This is a genomic window from Asaia sp. Ae19-3 (assembly GCF_059801175.1).
Window position 1 is genome coordinate 2,737,413 of record NZ_JBCHWF010000001.1, and the last position, 15,055, is coordinate 2,752,467.

The 15,055-nt window shown below is 59.3% G+C and carries 12 protein-coding genes; 7 read left to right on the top strand and 5 right to left on the bottom strand.

From position 1 onward, the window contains the following. Positions 1 to 151: 151 nt before the first annotated feature. Positions 152 to 1,237, top strand: a complete 1,086-nt coding sequence (locus AAID99_RS12000) for a CorA family divalent cation transporter (RefSeq protein WP_188427181.1) — start codon at positions 152 to 154, stop codon at positions 1,235 to 1,237. 13 nt (positions 1,238 to 1,250) lie between these two features. Here the strand turns inward: AAID99_RS12000 and AAID99_RS12005 are convergent, their stop codons facing one another. Both AAID99_RS12005 and trhO read right to left on the bottom strand, forming a co-directional pair. Further along, positions 1,251 to 1,775, bottom strand: coding sequence for a 2'-5' RNA ligase family protein (locus AAID99_RS12005; protein ID WP_498493989.1), 525 nt, complete (start codon positions 1,773 to 1,775; stop codon positions 1,251 to 1,253). 88 nt (positions 1,776 to 1,863) lie between these two features. Next, positions 1,864 to 2,793, bottom strand: coding sequence for an oxygen-dependent tRNA uridine(34) hydroxylase TrhO (gene trhO / locus AAID99_RS12010; RefSeq protein ID WP_498493990.1), 930 nt, complete (start codon positions 2,791 to 2,793; stop codon positions 1,864 to 1,866). Between the two features lie 298 nt (positions 2,794 to 3,091). Between trhO and AAID99_RS12015 the strand changes: the two genes are divergently transcribed. Beyond that, complete coding sequence (locus AAID99_RS12015) at positions 3,092 to 5,320, top strand: Hint domain-containing protein (RefSeq protein WP_498493992.1); 2,229 nt, start codon at positions 3,092 to 3,094, stop codon at positions 5,318 to 5,320. A gap of 18 nt (positions 5,321 to 5,338) precedes the next feature. On the opposite strand, the gene AAID99_RS12020 is transcribed toward AAID99_RS12015, so the two are convergent. Beyond that, the gene (locus AAID99_RS12020) at positions 5,339 to 7,684 is read right to left on the bottom strand and encodes a TonB-dependent receptor (protein WP_498493993.1); all 2,346 of its coding nucleotides are present in this window, start codon (positions 7,682 to 7,684) and stop codon (positions 5,339 to 5,341) included. A 418-nt stretch (positions 7,685 to 8,102) separates the two neighbouring features. On the opposite strand from AAID99_RS12020, the gene AAID99_RS12025 reads away from it, so the two are divergent. Then, entirely contained in the window at positions 8,103 to 8,975 is an 873-nt protein-coding gene (locus AAID99_RS12025; RefSeq protein WP_498493995.1) for an aldose 1-epimerase family protein, read from the top strand. Positions 8,976 to 9,077: 102 nt separating this feature from the next. Next, complete coding sequence (locus AAID99_RS12030) at positions 9,078 to 9,989, top strand: S1/P1 nuclease (protein WP_498493997.1); 912 nt, start codon at positions 9,078 to 9,080, stop codon at positions 9,987 to 9,989. Between the two features lie 45 nt (positions 9,990 to 10,034). Here the strand turns inward: AAID99_RS12030 and AAID99_RS12035 are convergent, their stop codons facing one another. Next, on the bottom strand, positions 10,035 to 11,924 hold the full coding sequence (locus tag AAID99_RS12035; RefSeq protein ID WP_498493998.1) for an alpha/beta hydrolase family protein: 1,890 nt from the start codon (positions 11,922 to 11,924) through the stop codon (positions 10,035 to 10,037). Between the two features lie 169 nt (positions 11,925 to 12,093). On the opposite strand from AAID99_RS12035, the gene AAID99_RS12040 reads away from it, so the two are divergent. The 3 genes from AAID99_RS12040 to AAID99_RS12050 are packed head-to-tail and all read left to right on the top strand — an operon-like array spanning position 12,094 to position 13,930. Continuing rightward, entirely contained in the window at positions 12,094 to 12,678 is a 585-nt protein-coding gene (locus AAID99_RS12040) for a DedA family protein (protein ID WP_188427189.1), read from the top strand. After that, positions 12,675 to 13,625 carry an SDR family oxidoreductase gene (locus AAID99_RS12045; protein WP_188427190.1) on the top strand — a complete coding sequence of 317 codons (951 nt, stop codon included), beginning with the start codon at positions 12,675 to 12,677 and terminating at the stop codon, positions 13,623 to 13,625. The genes AAID99_RS12040 and AAID99_RS12045 overlap by 4 nt, the downstream gene beginning before the upstream one ends. Before the next feature lie 2 nt (positions 13,626 to 13,627). Continuing rightward, on the top strand, positions 13,628 to 13,930 hold the full coding sequence (locus AAID99_RS12050; RefSeq protein ID WP_188427191.1) for a hypothetical protein: 303 nt from the start codon (positions 13,628 to 13,630) through the stop codon (positions 13,928 to 13,930). Positions 13,931 to 14,174: 244 nt separating this feature from the next. On the opposite strand, the gene speE is transcribed toward AAID99_RS12050, so the two are convergent. Further along, positions 14,175 to 15,047 (bottom strand): polyamine aminopropyltransferase, encoded by an 873-nt coding sequence (speE, locus tag AAID99_RS12055; protein ID WP_188427192.1) that lies wholly within the window; start codon positions 15,045 to 15,047, stop codon positions 14,175 to 14,177. Positions 15,048 to 15,055: the final 8 nt, after the last annotated feature.

Consider the following 15,055-nt stretch of genomic DNA (forward strand, 5'->3'; position numbering starts at 1 on the left):
GACATCTGGACGAACTGGTAACAAACCGGCGGCGTTCCGGTTTCCTCGTCACAAGATTAAGGTTTGAAACCGGTTGCCTGTCTCGGGCACACATGCGAGAGAGCGAGCGGCGCCCAGCTTGCGCTTCCGATCCCTCACGATGGAGGATGGCATGTCCAACACACGCTCGCAGCTGCCGTTCTCAGTCGTCGCAGGCCAGGACATGAAGCCGAACGGCGTATTGCCTCACGGCATTGCCAACGGGCTGGTGTGGGCCATCAGGGCGAGGCCGGGTGAAGATCCTGTGCCGCTCGAGCCGCATGAGATCGAGAGCCTGCTCAATGATCGCACGCCACCCTCGAATTATCCCAAACCTTCGGAAAGCTGGGCCTGGCTGCATTTCGACACCGTGCACAGCTCGGCGCGACAGCATGTAGCCACCCTGCCCTGCCTGCCGGAAGACGTTAGCGCCATGCTGGCCGAAACCGAATATGGCGTCATGCTGGAGGCCCTTCCCGGTCTCGTATGGGGGGCGCTCCCTGCTTTTGACGATGCCGTTTCGGAAGAAGATCGCGATATCTGCGCCTGGCGCTTTGCCATGCGCCCCGATCTGCTCATCACGACGCGACGCAACCCTATACCGGTTCTGGGGGCTGCGTTTCGCACGCTGCGGGCAGACTCCATTCCGCGCAGCCCCGCTGGGGTGATCGATCGTGCCCTGCGCGAATTTACCGGCAGTGTGCGTCGTCAGATCGGCAAGCTCGATGACGAACTCGACCGTGCCGAAGACGCGCTGCTTCTGATCGAGCGTCGCACCGACCTGGGTCATCTTGGTGGTATTGTCGGTAAGGGCCGTCGTCGCGCAACCGAACTACGTCGCGTCGTGACCCCGATCGACCGTGTGTTGCGTGACGAGGATCTCGAACTGCCGGAATGGGCCGAAGACGAGTTGCGTGACCGTACCGAGCGTCAGGTTCATGCGGCGCTGGACGACATGATCGCGCTTCTCGATCGCGCACGCTCGCTTCAGGACGAACTGGGCTCCTCCCAGGCCGAAGAGACGAACCGGCGCCTGTATATTCTGACCGCTGCCACCATTCTCATGTTTCCTGCGACGCTCGTGACCGGATTTTTCGGCATGAATACGGGCGGCATGTATCTGGCCAGCGGGCAGCTCGGCACACTCGAGGCGGGCGCTGTGTGCTTTATCGCCATGATCCTGACCTGGGTGTTCCTGAAGCTCGCCCGCCTGCTCTAGGCTGGTTTCAGGCTTAGTGGTCCTGACCGGGTGTGAAAGCCGCCCGTTCGATCTGCTCCCAGGGGCCGCCCAGATAGCGCCACAAGGTCAGGGCTGCGGCAGGACGGGTCTCCCGCATCGGTTCGGCCAGCAGTTGGTGATGCAGGTCTCGCGCCTGCTCTGGCGATACCTTGTTCTGCACGGTCAGATGCGGTCGCCATGGCGCCTGATCCTGCCTTGTCATTCTGTCTTTGGGTATGAGCGCGCAGAACGATGCGCGTATTGCCGCGCCCTCCGGGCTCGAGAGGCGATACGCCACGCCTTTTCCCAGCAGATAAGGCGCGCCGATCGTTACGAGAGGGGCCGGACGTGGCTGTCTCATGAGGGTCAGAACCTGCGTCAGATACTCTGCGGGCAAGGCATGAAACAGGGTGACATGGGCAGGCACGATATTCCGCTCGCGCGGAAAATACAGGTCGCGCTGCGTCTGCGCCCACGCCTGCTCTTCCGGCGCTAATTCGAGCGTCATGATCAACGGCGCTTCGCTGGGTTCGTGCACGGTTTTTCCTCTCTCCGCCCGGGTGGGAGCCAGAGCGGTTCAGCCGCAGCTATGGTTGCATGAGGAAAAGGCGAAGAGGTCGACGCGTTCACTCCGCGCCGATATGGTGCGTGCCACGGGCGCGGGCGAGGTCTTCCTGATGCTGGCGGGCGGCATAACGGGCGCGTTGTTCATCTGTGCGTTCGGCAGCGCAGGCAGGGCACTGGACGCCTTCGATATAGAGATCTGACAGCTTGTCCTCTGCGGAAACCGGGCGGCGGCAGGCATGGCACAAATCATAGGCACCGGGCTCGAGGCCGTGACGCACGGTGACACGCTGGTCGAAGACGAAGCATTCGCCTTCCCACAGGCTTTCGGATTCCGGCACGTCTTCGAGATATTTCAGAATGCCGCCCTTGAGGTGATAGACGTCTTCCACGCCTTCGGAGAGCGCGAAGGCGGTCGATTTTTCGCAGCGTATGCCGCCTGTGCAGAACATGGCGATTTTCGGCTTGCGTCCCTCTGCTTCAAGAGCCGCGCGGCGGGCACGAAACCACTCGGGGAACTGACGAAAGCTTTGAATGTCAGGGTCGATGGCGCCCTTGAAGGTGCCGACAGCCACCTCATAGTCATTGCGCGTGTCGATCAGGATCGTATCGGGGTCTGAAATCAGCGCGTTCCAGTCGGCGGCAGGCACGTAATGGCCGACACCGGCAAGCGGATCGATATCAGGCTGTCCCATGGTCACGATCTCACGTTTCAGACGCACCTTCATGCGATTGAAGGGCATGGAAACATCATAGGACAACTTCCACTCCAGCGCATCGCAGCCAGGCAATGTGCGAATATGGGCAAGAATGGCGTCTATGCCCTCGGGGGTGCCGGCAATTGTCCCGTTGATACCCTCGCGCGCCAGAAGCAGCGTACCCCGAATACCAAAACTGGTGCAGGCATCCAGCAGGGGAGCGCGCAGCCCGGCAGGATCTGCAAAACACGTAAAACGATAGAGGGCTGCAATGCAGATGGAATGCTGCGGCATAATGGAATCCCCGGTAACCTCAAGAGCTATTCGGGGGCTTCATAGCGCAGGAAGACGGTCGGCTTCCACCAGGAATGGTCGGTATGAGCAAGGCCTTGTTCGTATTTCACGACACTCGCCCCACAGAAATAATTAACGTTATTTAACTGAGATATAGCAATCTGAAGATTGCAATCGTTAATTTAATGTCAAAAAATCTGCATTTTAATTGTATCGTCGAGGGTGATTTAGCATATGCCGCGTTATCGTGAAACTTTAACGATTTTAGCCTTAGGATGAGCGGGTTGGGGAGGCTCAAATGGCAACATCAGTGACAGTTCTCAGCGGTGGTAACTGGACTGCGACATACAAAAACGGTGCGACCTGGTATGTGAGCGGCTCAGTGTCTGCCACGGGTGCCGTAACGCTGTCGAATATCGGGACTCTCACCGTTTCCAGCGGTGCCGTCGTGTCCGGGGCAACTGTTACGGGTGGCGTCCCGACCGTTTCCGTCCTGAATGGCGGAACCATGGTCTCCTCTTACGAGCTCAACGGTTATCTGCGCGTAGCGAACGGGGGAGTGGTTTCGGGGAATACCCTCAACTCCACCGAGGTCACCCTGTCTTCAGGCGGGAGTTCGGTCAATGATCTCTTCGTCAATAGTGGATCAGGGACAGATACTGACGCCTATGTCTATGTGAGCTCGGGCGCTTCTCTGGTGGGTGCCACCATGAGTGATGGTGCAGTGGCAGGGCTGGCTCTTTCGGCATTTTCAGGCGCAACGGTGTCTGGGCTGACCTTGGGATCTGGCGCCAGTGCGTATGTGTCTTCCGGCGCCACAGCCTCTGACATCAACACGGGTGCTGGCAGCGTTCTGTCGATGGCTACCTCTTATGGCAGTGGCAGCGCCTATGTGTATGTTCCGCCGCAGAGTGCGGTGGTTCTGCGCGGCGGAACATGGTCGGCTGTATCGATCAACAAGGTCACCTATTATGTCAGCGGCAATGTCTCTGCGACTGGCGCCGTGACCTTCTCGGGAATATCGACACTGACCATTTCAAGTGGCGCAACTGTTTCTGGCGTCACAATCAGCGGCAGTGTGGCGACAGTATCGGTCATGGGCGGTGGGACTCTGGAGAATTCTCTCCTTCTCAACGGCTACGTCTCAGCCATGAGTGGCGCGACGCTTTCGAGCAATGTCCTCAATTCGAATGTTGTCTATCTCTCATCGGGTGCGCAATCCATAAATGATACCTACGTCAATAGTGGGTCGGGTGCCGATGGGTATTCGGATGCCTATATCTATAGTGGCGCGAGTATTATCTCTCCCTATATAGGATCGGCGGGTGCGGGCAGTTTCGTTGTGCGCGTGTCCTCCGGTGCGTCGATTACCGACCCGACATTAATTCAGAATGGCGGCCAGCTTCTCGTATCTGGCGGCACCGTCAGTACGACAGACCCGGCCCCCTGCTTTCTGGCTGGAACACTCATCGAAACCCACAAGGGGATGGTCGCGGTTGAGGATATCGAGATCGGTGACAAGGTTCTGGCCCGTGTAGGGGGAGTGACCGAGGAACGCGAGGTGATCTGGGCCGGAAAAGCATCCGCGATAATCCGGCCTGATCTGCCAAGTGATCTTTCTGGTTATCCCGTCCGGATACTGAAAGATGCTCTCGGAGAGAGCCTGCCCTTCAAGGATATGCTCATCACTTCAGAACACTGCCTTTTTCTGGATGATGCGTTCGTTCCCGTCCGCATGTTGGTCAATGGAAGCTCGATTTTCTATGATCGAACCTTCAGTGAATACGAGTATTATCACATCGAAACAGAGCATCACTCGGTGATCATGGCTGACGGTGTCTGGAGCGAAAGCTATCTGGATACCGGCAAGCGCCAGTCTTTCCGGCAGACCGGAGCGGTGCATGTTCTGGGTGCGCGAACACTGGACTGGCATATCGCCGCCGCCGCCCAACTGAGGACTGACCGCGCATTTGTTGAGCCGATCTTCGAGCGTGTGGTGGCCCGTGCTGCGCTTAATGATGTGCAGACCCGCGATGGGGCTCAACTGGAGACGACGCTTGATCCGGACCTCTACATCGTCACAGAAGCAGGTGAGTGGATCGGACGCAGTCGATCCAGAGACGGTCACTATGTTTTCGTTCTGCCGGACAACGCCCGTGACGTGCGTATCGTCTCCAACACAAGTCGCCTCAGTGACGCTATTGCGCCTTATGTCGATGACAGACGGCGCCTCGGCGTTCTGGTGGGAGCGATCACGCTTTTTGACAGCTGGGAAACAGTCAATCTGCCGGACGCGCTCAATAATGCTGGCCAGCATGGTTGGAATAATCTCGAGCCGTGCGGCAGACGCTGGACAAATGGCAATGCTGCCTTGTCTCTGCCTGAGCGCCGTCCGGGAGGGCTAACTCTTCTCGCGCTCAGGGTTGATGCTGCCGGCCCATACCTCAAGCCGCGTTTTCCGGCAGAAACCGCTTATTACGGAAATATCGACGATGAAGACACTGTTCAGGCGCTGCGTCGCGCCTGACATTTCCCTGAGGCAGGATCAGTAGCTCATGCTGATCTGCCCCAGGAAGGTACGGCCGCCGGAAGGGGTGGCACGGTTCGAAAACAGGCTCTGATAATTCAGACGGTTTGCCAGATTGTACCCGTTAAGGGCGAGCTTCCAGTGCTTGCCGAGACGATGCGAGACAACCGCATCGAAGTCGAGATTGGCCGGCACGCGCAGCGTATTGGTCGTGTTCAGCCAGACCTGCTGACGCCAGGTCATGCCGCCACCGAACGAGACGTTATAGGGAGTATTCGGGAAAGCTTCGTACACAGACCACAGCGTTGCCTGGTTATGCGGCACATACTGCACCTGCTTGCCCACGGCTGCTGCTGTATCGGAGGCCAGAGTGTCGCTGTCATACAGGGCGTAGGTAGCCGAGACATTCCACCCGCGCATGATCATGCCGCTGACAGAGAGTTCGAGGCCCTGATTGCGCTGCTTGTCGCTTGAGCCCAGCACCTGGCCCGTAACCGGGTCGGCATTGATGGCGTTGTTCTTTTCCAGACGGAACAGCGAGGCCGTAAAGCCCATACGGTCATGAAAAGCGCTGTATTTCGCACCCACTTCATAGAGCGTGGCCTTTTCCGGGCTGGCGAAGGAGTTGGTACCGGGGCGGATCGGCACCGAGCCATTGGTCACATACATGCCGCTAGGCGTGGTCGAGGTCGCCCAGGTGAAATAATAGGTCTGATGCTCGTCCGGCGTGCCGACAAGGCTGACATTGGGATTAAAGACGCTGCTGACCTGATGGTAATGGATGTCGGGGTTGGTCTTCACGTTGCCGCCCGTCAGATTATAGCTGGTCTGCCAGCGATCCCAGCGGAAGCCGCCCTTTACCGACAGCCAGTTGGTCAGCCAGATCTGGTCATAGAAGAACAGACCCGTGTCAAAGCCATAGCCATTGGAATGCGACTTGGCGCCCAGCGCACCGAGCGAGACCAGACCGGCGGGGTTCAGATCGCCTGGTACCAGCTGCAGATTGCCAACATAGGGGTTCGGATTGACCAGAGAGGCATAGGGCTTGGCCTTGAGATAGGTCGATTGCGAGCGCACGTCATTGACGCGTTCAAGATCGAAGCCGGTCACGATCTGATGCTTCAGGAAGCCCGTGCGGAAATCGGCGACCATCGAGCCGACATTCTGAACCGACCAGCTTGTCTGCTGATAGGGCAGGGGCGCCATAGTGGTGCCTGGTCCTTTGCCATTGCCCGCGCCACTGGGGCCAGAGCGCGCGACGAGCGCCGAAGCCGGGTTGCCCAGGAAGTAATTATTGACGCAGGTCGTGTCGCAGGTCGCCTTCGAAGCTGCGAAGGTCCGGTAGAACTGGCCGCCACGCAGATCATCGTAGAATTTGATGTGGTCGTTGAGTTTGTAGGAGAAACGCGCCGTTTCCATATTGTCGTTGGTGGCGTTCTGGTCGTTGTTCGTGCCGTAGAAATTGGTCCGCCGAATACCGTATTCGGTAATCGGACCGCCAATCCTGGCGCCCGGCGGCGTGACGACAGGCACACCGAAATCGGGGATCGAATTCTCCTGCTGATGCATATATTGCAGCACGAGCGTGGCGCGGTTGCCGAGCCCGAAAGCGATCGAAGGTGCGATGCCCCAGCGATGCGAATAGAGGAAATCGCGACCGACAATATTGTTCTCGTTGCCCATGCCGGTGATGCGAAGCGCCGTATGGTCGTCGAGCTTCTTGTTGACGTCGAGCACACCGCGATAATACGAGCCCGAACCGCCATTGAATTCAGCGCCATAATGATCGGTCAGGGTCGGTGTCTTGGTCACCATATTGATGGCGCCGCCTGTCGTGCCATTACCGAACACCTCGGATGACGGCCCCTTGATGACAGAGATCGTCTCAAGATTGAACGCATCGCGGCTATAGACGCCGAAATCGCGCAGACCGTCCTGGTAGATATCGTTCTGGGCCTGAAAGCCGCGGATCAGGAACTGGTCGCCATTCATGCCGCCCGCGCCTTCGCCAATTGAAGACGTCACGCCGGGCACGTTGCGCAGGGCTTCATCAACCGATTTCACGTTCTGCTGCTTCATCAGCATCTGCGGCACGATATTGATCTGCTGCGGCGTATGCAGCGCGTCCTGCGGCATGCGCGAAAGGCCGATCGGGTCTTTCAGCGTGTTGAAGCCGTTCCCTATGACCGTGATCTGTTCATCGGACTTGTCTCTGTTGCGTTTTTCTTCCTTGCGCTGGCGCTGGGGTTTCTTGTCGTTGCGGGCATCGACATCATCCGTGGCGGCATGGGTCTGAGTCGCGCCAAGAACGAGACCAGTCAGCATCGGAAGAAGAGACAGGGATTTGCGCGTAGGGGAACGCATGTGGCGCGATGCTCCGTGATGTTGCGAGAATTTCGCAACTCCTTACTGAAAGCGCGACTGAGTCTCAATTGATTTGTTGCGAAATGTGTTTGTAAATTTCACAAGTGTTAAAAATGAAACACTGGAATACTCCTTTCTGTCGCGCTGGTTCTCGTGTCTGCGAAAGAGAAATGGGCTGGCAGTGTCAAATAAATCTAAGCAAAAACAGGCTCGTAAGATCTGAAGCGCAGAGCGCGCTCGCCCGAGGGCATGTGGCACGCGCAGGCCGGGTTGTCCGGCACCACCTGGTTGGCCCTACAGCCAGGGCTCACGAAACAGTCTCTTGATCTGGGGGGCGTTTTGGGGAAGGTCGAGGGAACGCCGTCTCTGTGGCCCACCTGGCCGCAGAGAGAAAAATTCTGGTCGAAGGAGCGCGTTGATGACGTCTGAAAGCCATAGTTTCAGCAATGGGCGATACATGGCACGGGTCGCCGCCCTGGGGGCAGAGTTGTGCTCGTTATGCGATGAAACGGGGCGCGAACTGATCTGGAGTGGTGGTGCCTGGCCACGTCATTCGCCGGTACTCTTTCCGATCGTGGGTCGCCTGCTCGATAATCATGCCCTGATCGACGGGCTGGATTATACCCTCACCCAGCACGGTTTTGCGCGCGATCGTGTCTTTCGCTGGGTCGAGCGGACGCCGACCGGCTGCGTTCTGGTGCTCGAAGACGACCCAACCAGCCGCGCCCTGTTCCCCTTCGCATTCAGACTGACGCTCAGCTACAGCCTCGATGATGAGGGGCTGCATCTGCGCTACGATCTGGCAAATCCTGACAGTCTAAGCGTGCTTCATGCCTCTTTTGGCGCGCATCCGGCTTTTGTCTGGCCTTTCCAGCCCGATACGCAAAAGACAGACTATGTCATCGATTTCGAGGCGCCCGAGCCTGAATCGCTGGCCGTTCTGTCCGAAGGCCTTATCGCGGAAGGGGAGCGGCCAAGCCCGGTCAGTGGCACAAGAATCCAGCTTGATGACAGCCTGTTTGAAAATGATGCGCTGATTTTCATGAATCCAGCCAGCCGCAGCCTGCGTTTTCATGCAGATAAAGGCGAAGCGCTCGTCTTTTCCTGGCACGGTTTCGAGCAGCTTGGCCTGTGGATGAAGCCGGGCTCGGATTTTCTGTGCATCGAGCCCTGGCAGGGCTATGCCAGCCCTGTCGATTTCGAAGGGCCCTTCGAGCAGAAACCAGGTCTGCTGCATCTGCAACCCGGTGCACAGTGGTGCGCGGGCTGGTCGGTGCGTCTCGGTGACTGACCGCACGCAGTGACGGCGCGTGTCATCATAACATCCCTTGCATGATCGGTCGGGTGGTGGAACGTTCAGGCCCTTCGCCCCCTGATCCCGATCCGAGGTTTCATGATCCGACGCTCGCTCTGTGCCGTTTCGACGCTTTTTACGGTCACACTTGTCACATCTTTTTCCGGGCAGGCCCTTGCCTGGGGGCCCTATGGCCACGCCATTGTCGCTGATATCGCGCAAAGCCGCCTGACGCCTCAGGCGACGAGCGAGGTCACGCGACTTCTGGCCCTGGAAAACCACCAGACACTCGATCAGGTGGCCTCATGGCCCGATACGATCGGCCATGTGCCCAAGGAGAAGGGCGGCCTGCCCCAGACCCTGCCCTGGCACTATGTCGATACCGACGCGAAATTTGCGACCTATGACATGGCACGTGATTGCGGCAACGATATCTGCGTCACCGAAAAACTGCCCGAGATGGAAAAAATCCTGGCCGATCCCAAGGCGGCACCGGCCGATCGTCTGGTCGCCCTGAAATGGATCGTGCATCTCGCTGGCGATCTGCATCAGCCTCTTCACGCCGCCGAGCGCGATCACGACAAGGGCGGCAACATGGTGAAGGTCTCGTATTTCGGCCAGGATCGTGACGGGCATGAAAACCTGCACTCACTCTGGGACGAAGGCATCATGGATCACGAGCGTCATCTCGTGGTGGGGCCGCATTATTCCATAGATTTCACTAGGGCGCGTGAAGAAGCCGATCGTCTGAACGCCCAGATCACGCCGGGCCAGGCTGCGTTCTGGACCGGCGATTTCTCGGCGGGAACGGTGCATGACTCGGTTGTGAAATGGACCGATGAAAGCCATGCCCTGGCCCGTGATGTTGCTTATGGCGCCCTGCCCGCAGGCAGGAAGAAAGACCTCGGCGAGGCCTATACGGCCAACGCCTTTCCGGTGATCGAAACCCGTCTGCAGCAGGCAGGTGTACGTCTGGCAGACCTGATCAACACGGCCTTTCCGACCCCCTGATGGATCGGGCTAGGGGCGTTGTCAGGCAACGCCCCGTTTGCCGGATCAGAGCTGGCCGAAGATCTGCTGATAGAAAGTCAGTTCTCTGGCAAAGCTGTCCTTCAGGGTCTGTTCCTGACGAAAGCCATGGCCCTCGCCTTCATAGACATGCAGTTCAGAGTGCCTGCCCAGTGCCAGCAGGCCGTCATGCATGGCCTGCGCCTGTGCCAGAGGGACGACCTTGTCGAGTTCGCCATGCAGGAACAGAACAGGTGCCGTGATTTCCGAGACATGGGTAAGGGGCGAACGCGCCAGATACAGCGCTTCCTGCTCGGGATAGGGACCAATCAGCCGATCGAGATAGCGGGATTCGAACTTGTGCGTATCCCCGGCCAAAGCGCGCAGATCGGCCACGCCATAAAGCGAGCACCCGGCGGCGAAGACATCGGATGACGCCAGCGCCGTCAGCACCGTAAGACCGCCCGCGCTGCTGCCCCGAATGACGCAGCGCTCCGGGTCGGCAAGACCCTGTGCGATGACATGACGCACGGCAGCGATGCAATCCTGCACATCGACGATGCCCCATTGACCTTCAAGCGCCTCGCGATAGGCGCGGCCGAACCCGGTCGAGCCTCGATAATTGACGTCCAGCACGGCAAAGCCACGGCTCGTCCACCATTGCACCTTGAAAGAGAAAGCGGCGTTGGCGCGTGCCGTCGGGCCGCCATGGGCCATCACGACGAGTGGCGGACGCTCCTTTGTCGCAAGCCTGTGGTGACGATTGGCTGGTGCATAATAAAGCGCGTGGGCGGTCTGGCCTCCTGCTGACGGGAAGGCAAGCGCGACAGGCGCCGCGCAGTCGCTTGCATCTATCCCATCGGGGAAGGTGAAGGCCTGTCTGATCCGGTTGGTATCTTGGCCAATGACGATGGCCGGGGGAGCATCTGGCGGCGTATCGATCCAGGCGAGTGTGCCATCGAACGGTACGGGACTCTGGGCAGCATTGCGTTCAGGCTGGTCAGTCCACACGCCGTTTTCCAGAATACCGATTCGGCTGACGCCCTCGGTCACGATCTGCGCCATGAGGCGTCCATCGGCCAGAGGGACCAGACTGCGCTGACCGAACACCCAATGAGGAAATCCGGTTTCTCCCTTCGGGTCGGGTAGCCATTCCGGAGCCTGTTGGGGGTCGATGGAAAACCGGCAGGGTCGCCAGGAGCCGTCTGCATCGCTGCTGGCGAGCAGCGTGCGGGCGCTTTCCCAGACAGGATCGACCACGCTGCATCGCATGGCTGCGCCGCAAACAGCCCGATGAGTGCCAGAATCCGGCACGCCGTCATGCCAGCTGAGCGGTGCTATCGAGAGTGTCGTAGCATCCCAGGGCATGTCCGGGTGAGACCAGGAGATCCAGGCCAGATGGGCATCGTCTGGTGCGGGGCGAGGGGCCGCATAGAAATCATCGCCTTCGATCAGGACTTTCTCGGTCTGACGGTCCAGCCAGACAACGGCAGCCTTTGCATCGCCCGGCTCGCGAGAATCTTCACGCACGCAGAACACGCCGCGTTCTGCTGCGTCAAAGGCAAACTCGGCATAGGTGCAGCCTGTGCTGGCAGCGAGGCTGACCAGGGTACCGTCGGCTTCCCTGAGCCAGACCGCGCCGGTCTTGCGATCGCTGAATACCACGCGCTGCGTTGGCGACACACAATAGGCCCCTCCGCCATATTCATGCACGCGTGAACCCACATCATGGGTTGGTGGTAATAAATCCTGAGGCGTTCCGTTGCGTTCAACGCTGACAAGGGCCATGCGCCCCCCTTCCTGCGGTCGCCCTTCGAGCCAGTACAGCCTGTCTCCGGCGGCCTGAAGCTCGGCAAGGGAGACGCTGCGGCCCGCCACAAGGTCTGGTGAGACCCATGAGGGCCAGGAACCGGAAGGGATCGGAGATGGATTCGTCATAGGATTCAAGATAATCCGACAGAAACCATCTGACGAGTTTTCCTGGGAGCGGCTTTCAGGCATCAAGTCGGACTCTTTATCGCCAAGCCCACCAAGGATAAGAGCCCTGCTGCATTTTCTGGAACATCTGCTGAAGGAGTACGGCTACGGCATTGTTGGCGTGGTTGTCATGCTGGAAAGCATGGGTCTGCCCCTGCCCGCCGAAAGCCTGATCATCGGGGCAGCGCTCTATGCGGCCACGACCCATCATCTCGAGATACGCTGGGTGGTTGTCGCGGCTGTGACCGGCGCTATCATGGGCGATAATTTCGGCTATCTGATCGGGCGTTCCGTCGGTTTCAAGCTGCTTCAGAAACATGGCGGCAAGGTTGGGCTGACCCATGAGCGCCTGCTTCTGGGGCGGTATCTGTTCAAGCGTCATGGCGGGACGGTCGTTTTCGTCGGTCGTTTCGTCGCCATTCTGCGCGTCTTCGTGGCCTTGCTGGCCGGGGCAAATCACATGCCCTGGAAATCCTTCCTCTGGCATAATGCGCTCGGTGGCGTAGTCTGGGCGGGTGGCTATGCGGTAGCGACCTATTTTCTTGGCAAGGAAATCTTCAGCCTTTCCGGCCCCCTTGCCATCGGTATCGGGTCTCTGGTCGTGCTGTTCCTTGGGGTCAGCCTCTATTTCCTCAAGAAAAATGAAAAGCGGCTGACGGATGAGGCTCTGAAAGAGGCCAAGGCCGAGGCTCCGGCTGAAAAGGATGCGACATGAGCGAGACAGTCTATCCATCCAGCCAGGGGCAAACGGCCATCGTCACCGGCGCAACTGGTGGTCTGGGTCTTGCTACTTCTATCGGTCTGGCGCGCAACGGGGCGGAAGTGATCGTGACCGGTCGCAACGCCGAAAAGGGGCGCGAGGCCCTTGCCACGATCGCAAGGACCGTACCCGGTGCGAAACTGCGTTTCGAGGGGCTCGATCTGGCGTCCCTCGCCTCCATCGCGCGCTTTGCCGAGCGCATGAATGGCCAACCCGTGCATGTTCTGGTCAATAATGCCGGCGTCATGGCGCCGCCGCAGCGTCGCAGCACCCAGGACGGGTTCGAACTGCAATTCGGGACAAATCATCTGGGGCATTTCGCCCTGACCGGCCGGCTTCTGCCATCGCTGATTGCCGGTGAGGCGCGTATCGTTACGGTTGCCTCTCTCGCCGCCTGGAAAGGCGAGATACCGCTCGATGATCTGAACGCTACCGAAAGCTACCGGCGTTTTGCCCGCTACCGTCAGAGCAAGCTCGCCAATCTCCTGTTCAGTCTGGAACTCGACCGCCGAGCCAGAGCGGCAGGTGCCCCTCTCCATGTGCGTGCCGCGCATCCCGGCTGGTCGACCAGTTCCATCATCACCAATAGTGCGGCTCTGGATATCTCCCGGTCGCCTGCGAGCCGTGCCCTTGCCATGATCCAGGATCGTCTCGGGAATGTGTTGTTCCGCCTGATGGGGCAGGATGTGACAGCAGGTGCTGCACCGTTTGTCTATGCTGCGCTCTCTACAGCCGCACGGAATGGCGGTTATTACGGTCCACAAGGGGCCGGAGAGAGACGTGGACCGCCCGGTCCTGCCATGCTTCCCCCCTCCGCCATGGGGCTTTCCCTTGCTGAAAAGCTCTGGCAGGCTTCTGAAAACATGACCGGTGTACGGTTTGAGTGGGAGAGAGTTCGATGAGCATGACCCTATCCGTTTTCAAGGAAAGCCTCGAAGACGGTATTCCGCCCCAGGGCCTCTCTCCCGCTTTGCTCGCCCTGTGGTGGGGAGGCCGCTCTGACTGGCCCGCCGCCCATGAAATCGTGCAGGCGAACGAGCAGGACCCTGAATGCAACTGGGTTCATGCCTGGCTGCACCGTGTGGAAGACGACGTCGACAACGCGCGCTACTGGTATCGCCGCGCAGGTCACGCCATGGGTCACGGCCCGGTTATGGATGAGTGGCAGACCATCGTGATCCGCCTGCTGAGCGGCTCCGGGTATTAAGCGGCCTGCAGGCTGCCCCGCCTCCGTTAGAGGCCAGTTTCTGAAAACTGATTGATCAAAAAGCGGGGATCAAAGGGGTGCGCCCCTTTGCGGGTTCAGGGCGGAGCCCTGAGTGCGGTCCTGCACGGGGCGCTGCCCCGTCCCCCGCCAAAGGACGGTCGTCCTTTGGAAACCTGATTTGACTCAAGCGGGGATCGAAGGGAGGCCCCTTCGCGGGTCCGGGGCAGAGCCCCGGAGAAGCGTTTCAGCCTTCCTGCTTGGGCAGGTTTTCAGCGATGTAAGGCGGCAGGTTGAACGCGCCAACATGGATTTCCGGCGTCCAGTAGCGTGTCGTGCCGAGAATGCCTGCAGCTTCGGCGCGCGCGCGGACATCTTCCACGCTCTGCTTGGTGGGGTTTACACCCTTGGCAGCAACGCCCAGCGTCATGAAGCCACCGACATAGGTCGGTACAGCGGCAACGTAAGCCGAGACATGTGGGAAGAAACTGGCGCGACGGGCACTGGTCTCACGCAGTTCGTCTGCCTGCATGAAGGGCACGCCGCACTGATTGACGATGAGACCCTGTGCCGAAAGGATACGGGCGCAATCCTTGTAGAAAGCGTCGGTAAAGAGCACTTCGCCCACGCCGATCGGATCGGTGGAGTCGACGATGATGACATCGAACGAACCGTCTTCGGCCTTGGCGACATAATCGATGCCGTCACCGACGATGACATCGGCGCGCGGGTCGTTCCAGGCATCGCCGGCGATGTTGGGCAGGTGCTGCTTCGAAAGCTCGATCACGGCGCCGTCGATCTCGACCATGACGGCCTTTTCGACGGTCTTGTGCTGCAGCACGCGACGCAGAACGCCGCCGTCACCGGCACCGATGATCAGCACGCGCTTGGCATCGGGATGCGTCAGCAGGGGTACATGCGTCAGCATTTCCTGATAGACGAATTCGTCACGCTCGGTGATCTGGATGACACCATCGAGCACGAGAACGCGGCCGTGGAAATCGCTTTCGAACACCACGATGTCCTGAAAGTCGCTCTTGACGCGTGCAAGTTCACGCGTGACGCGAAAGCGCTGGCCCCAGTCGGGGTACAGGGTTTCGTTGATCCAAGATTCAGACATTGCGCTGC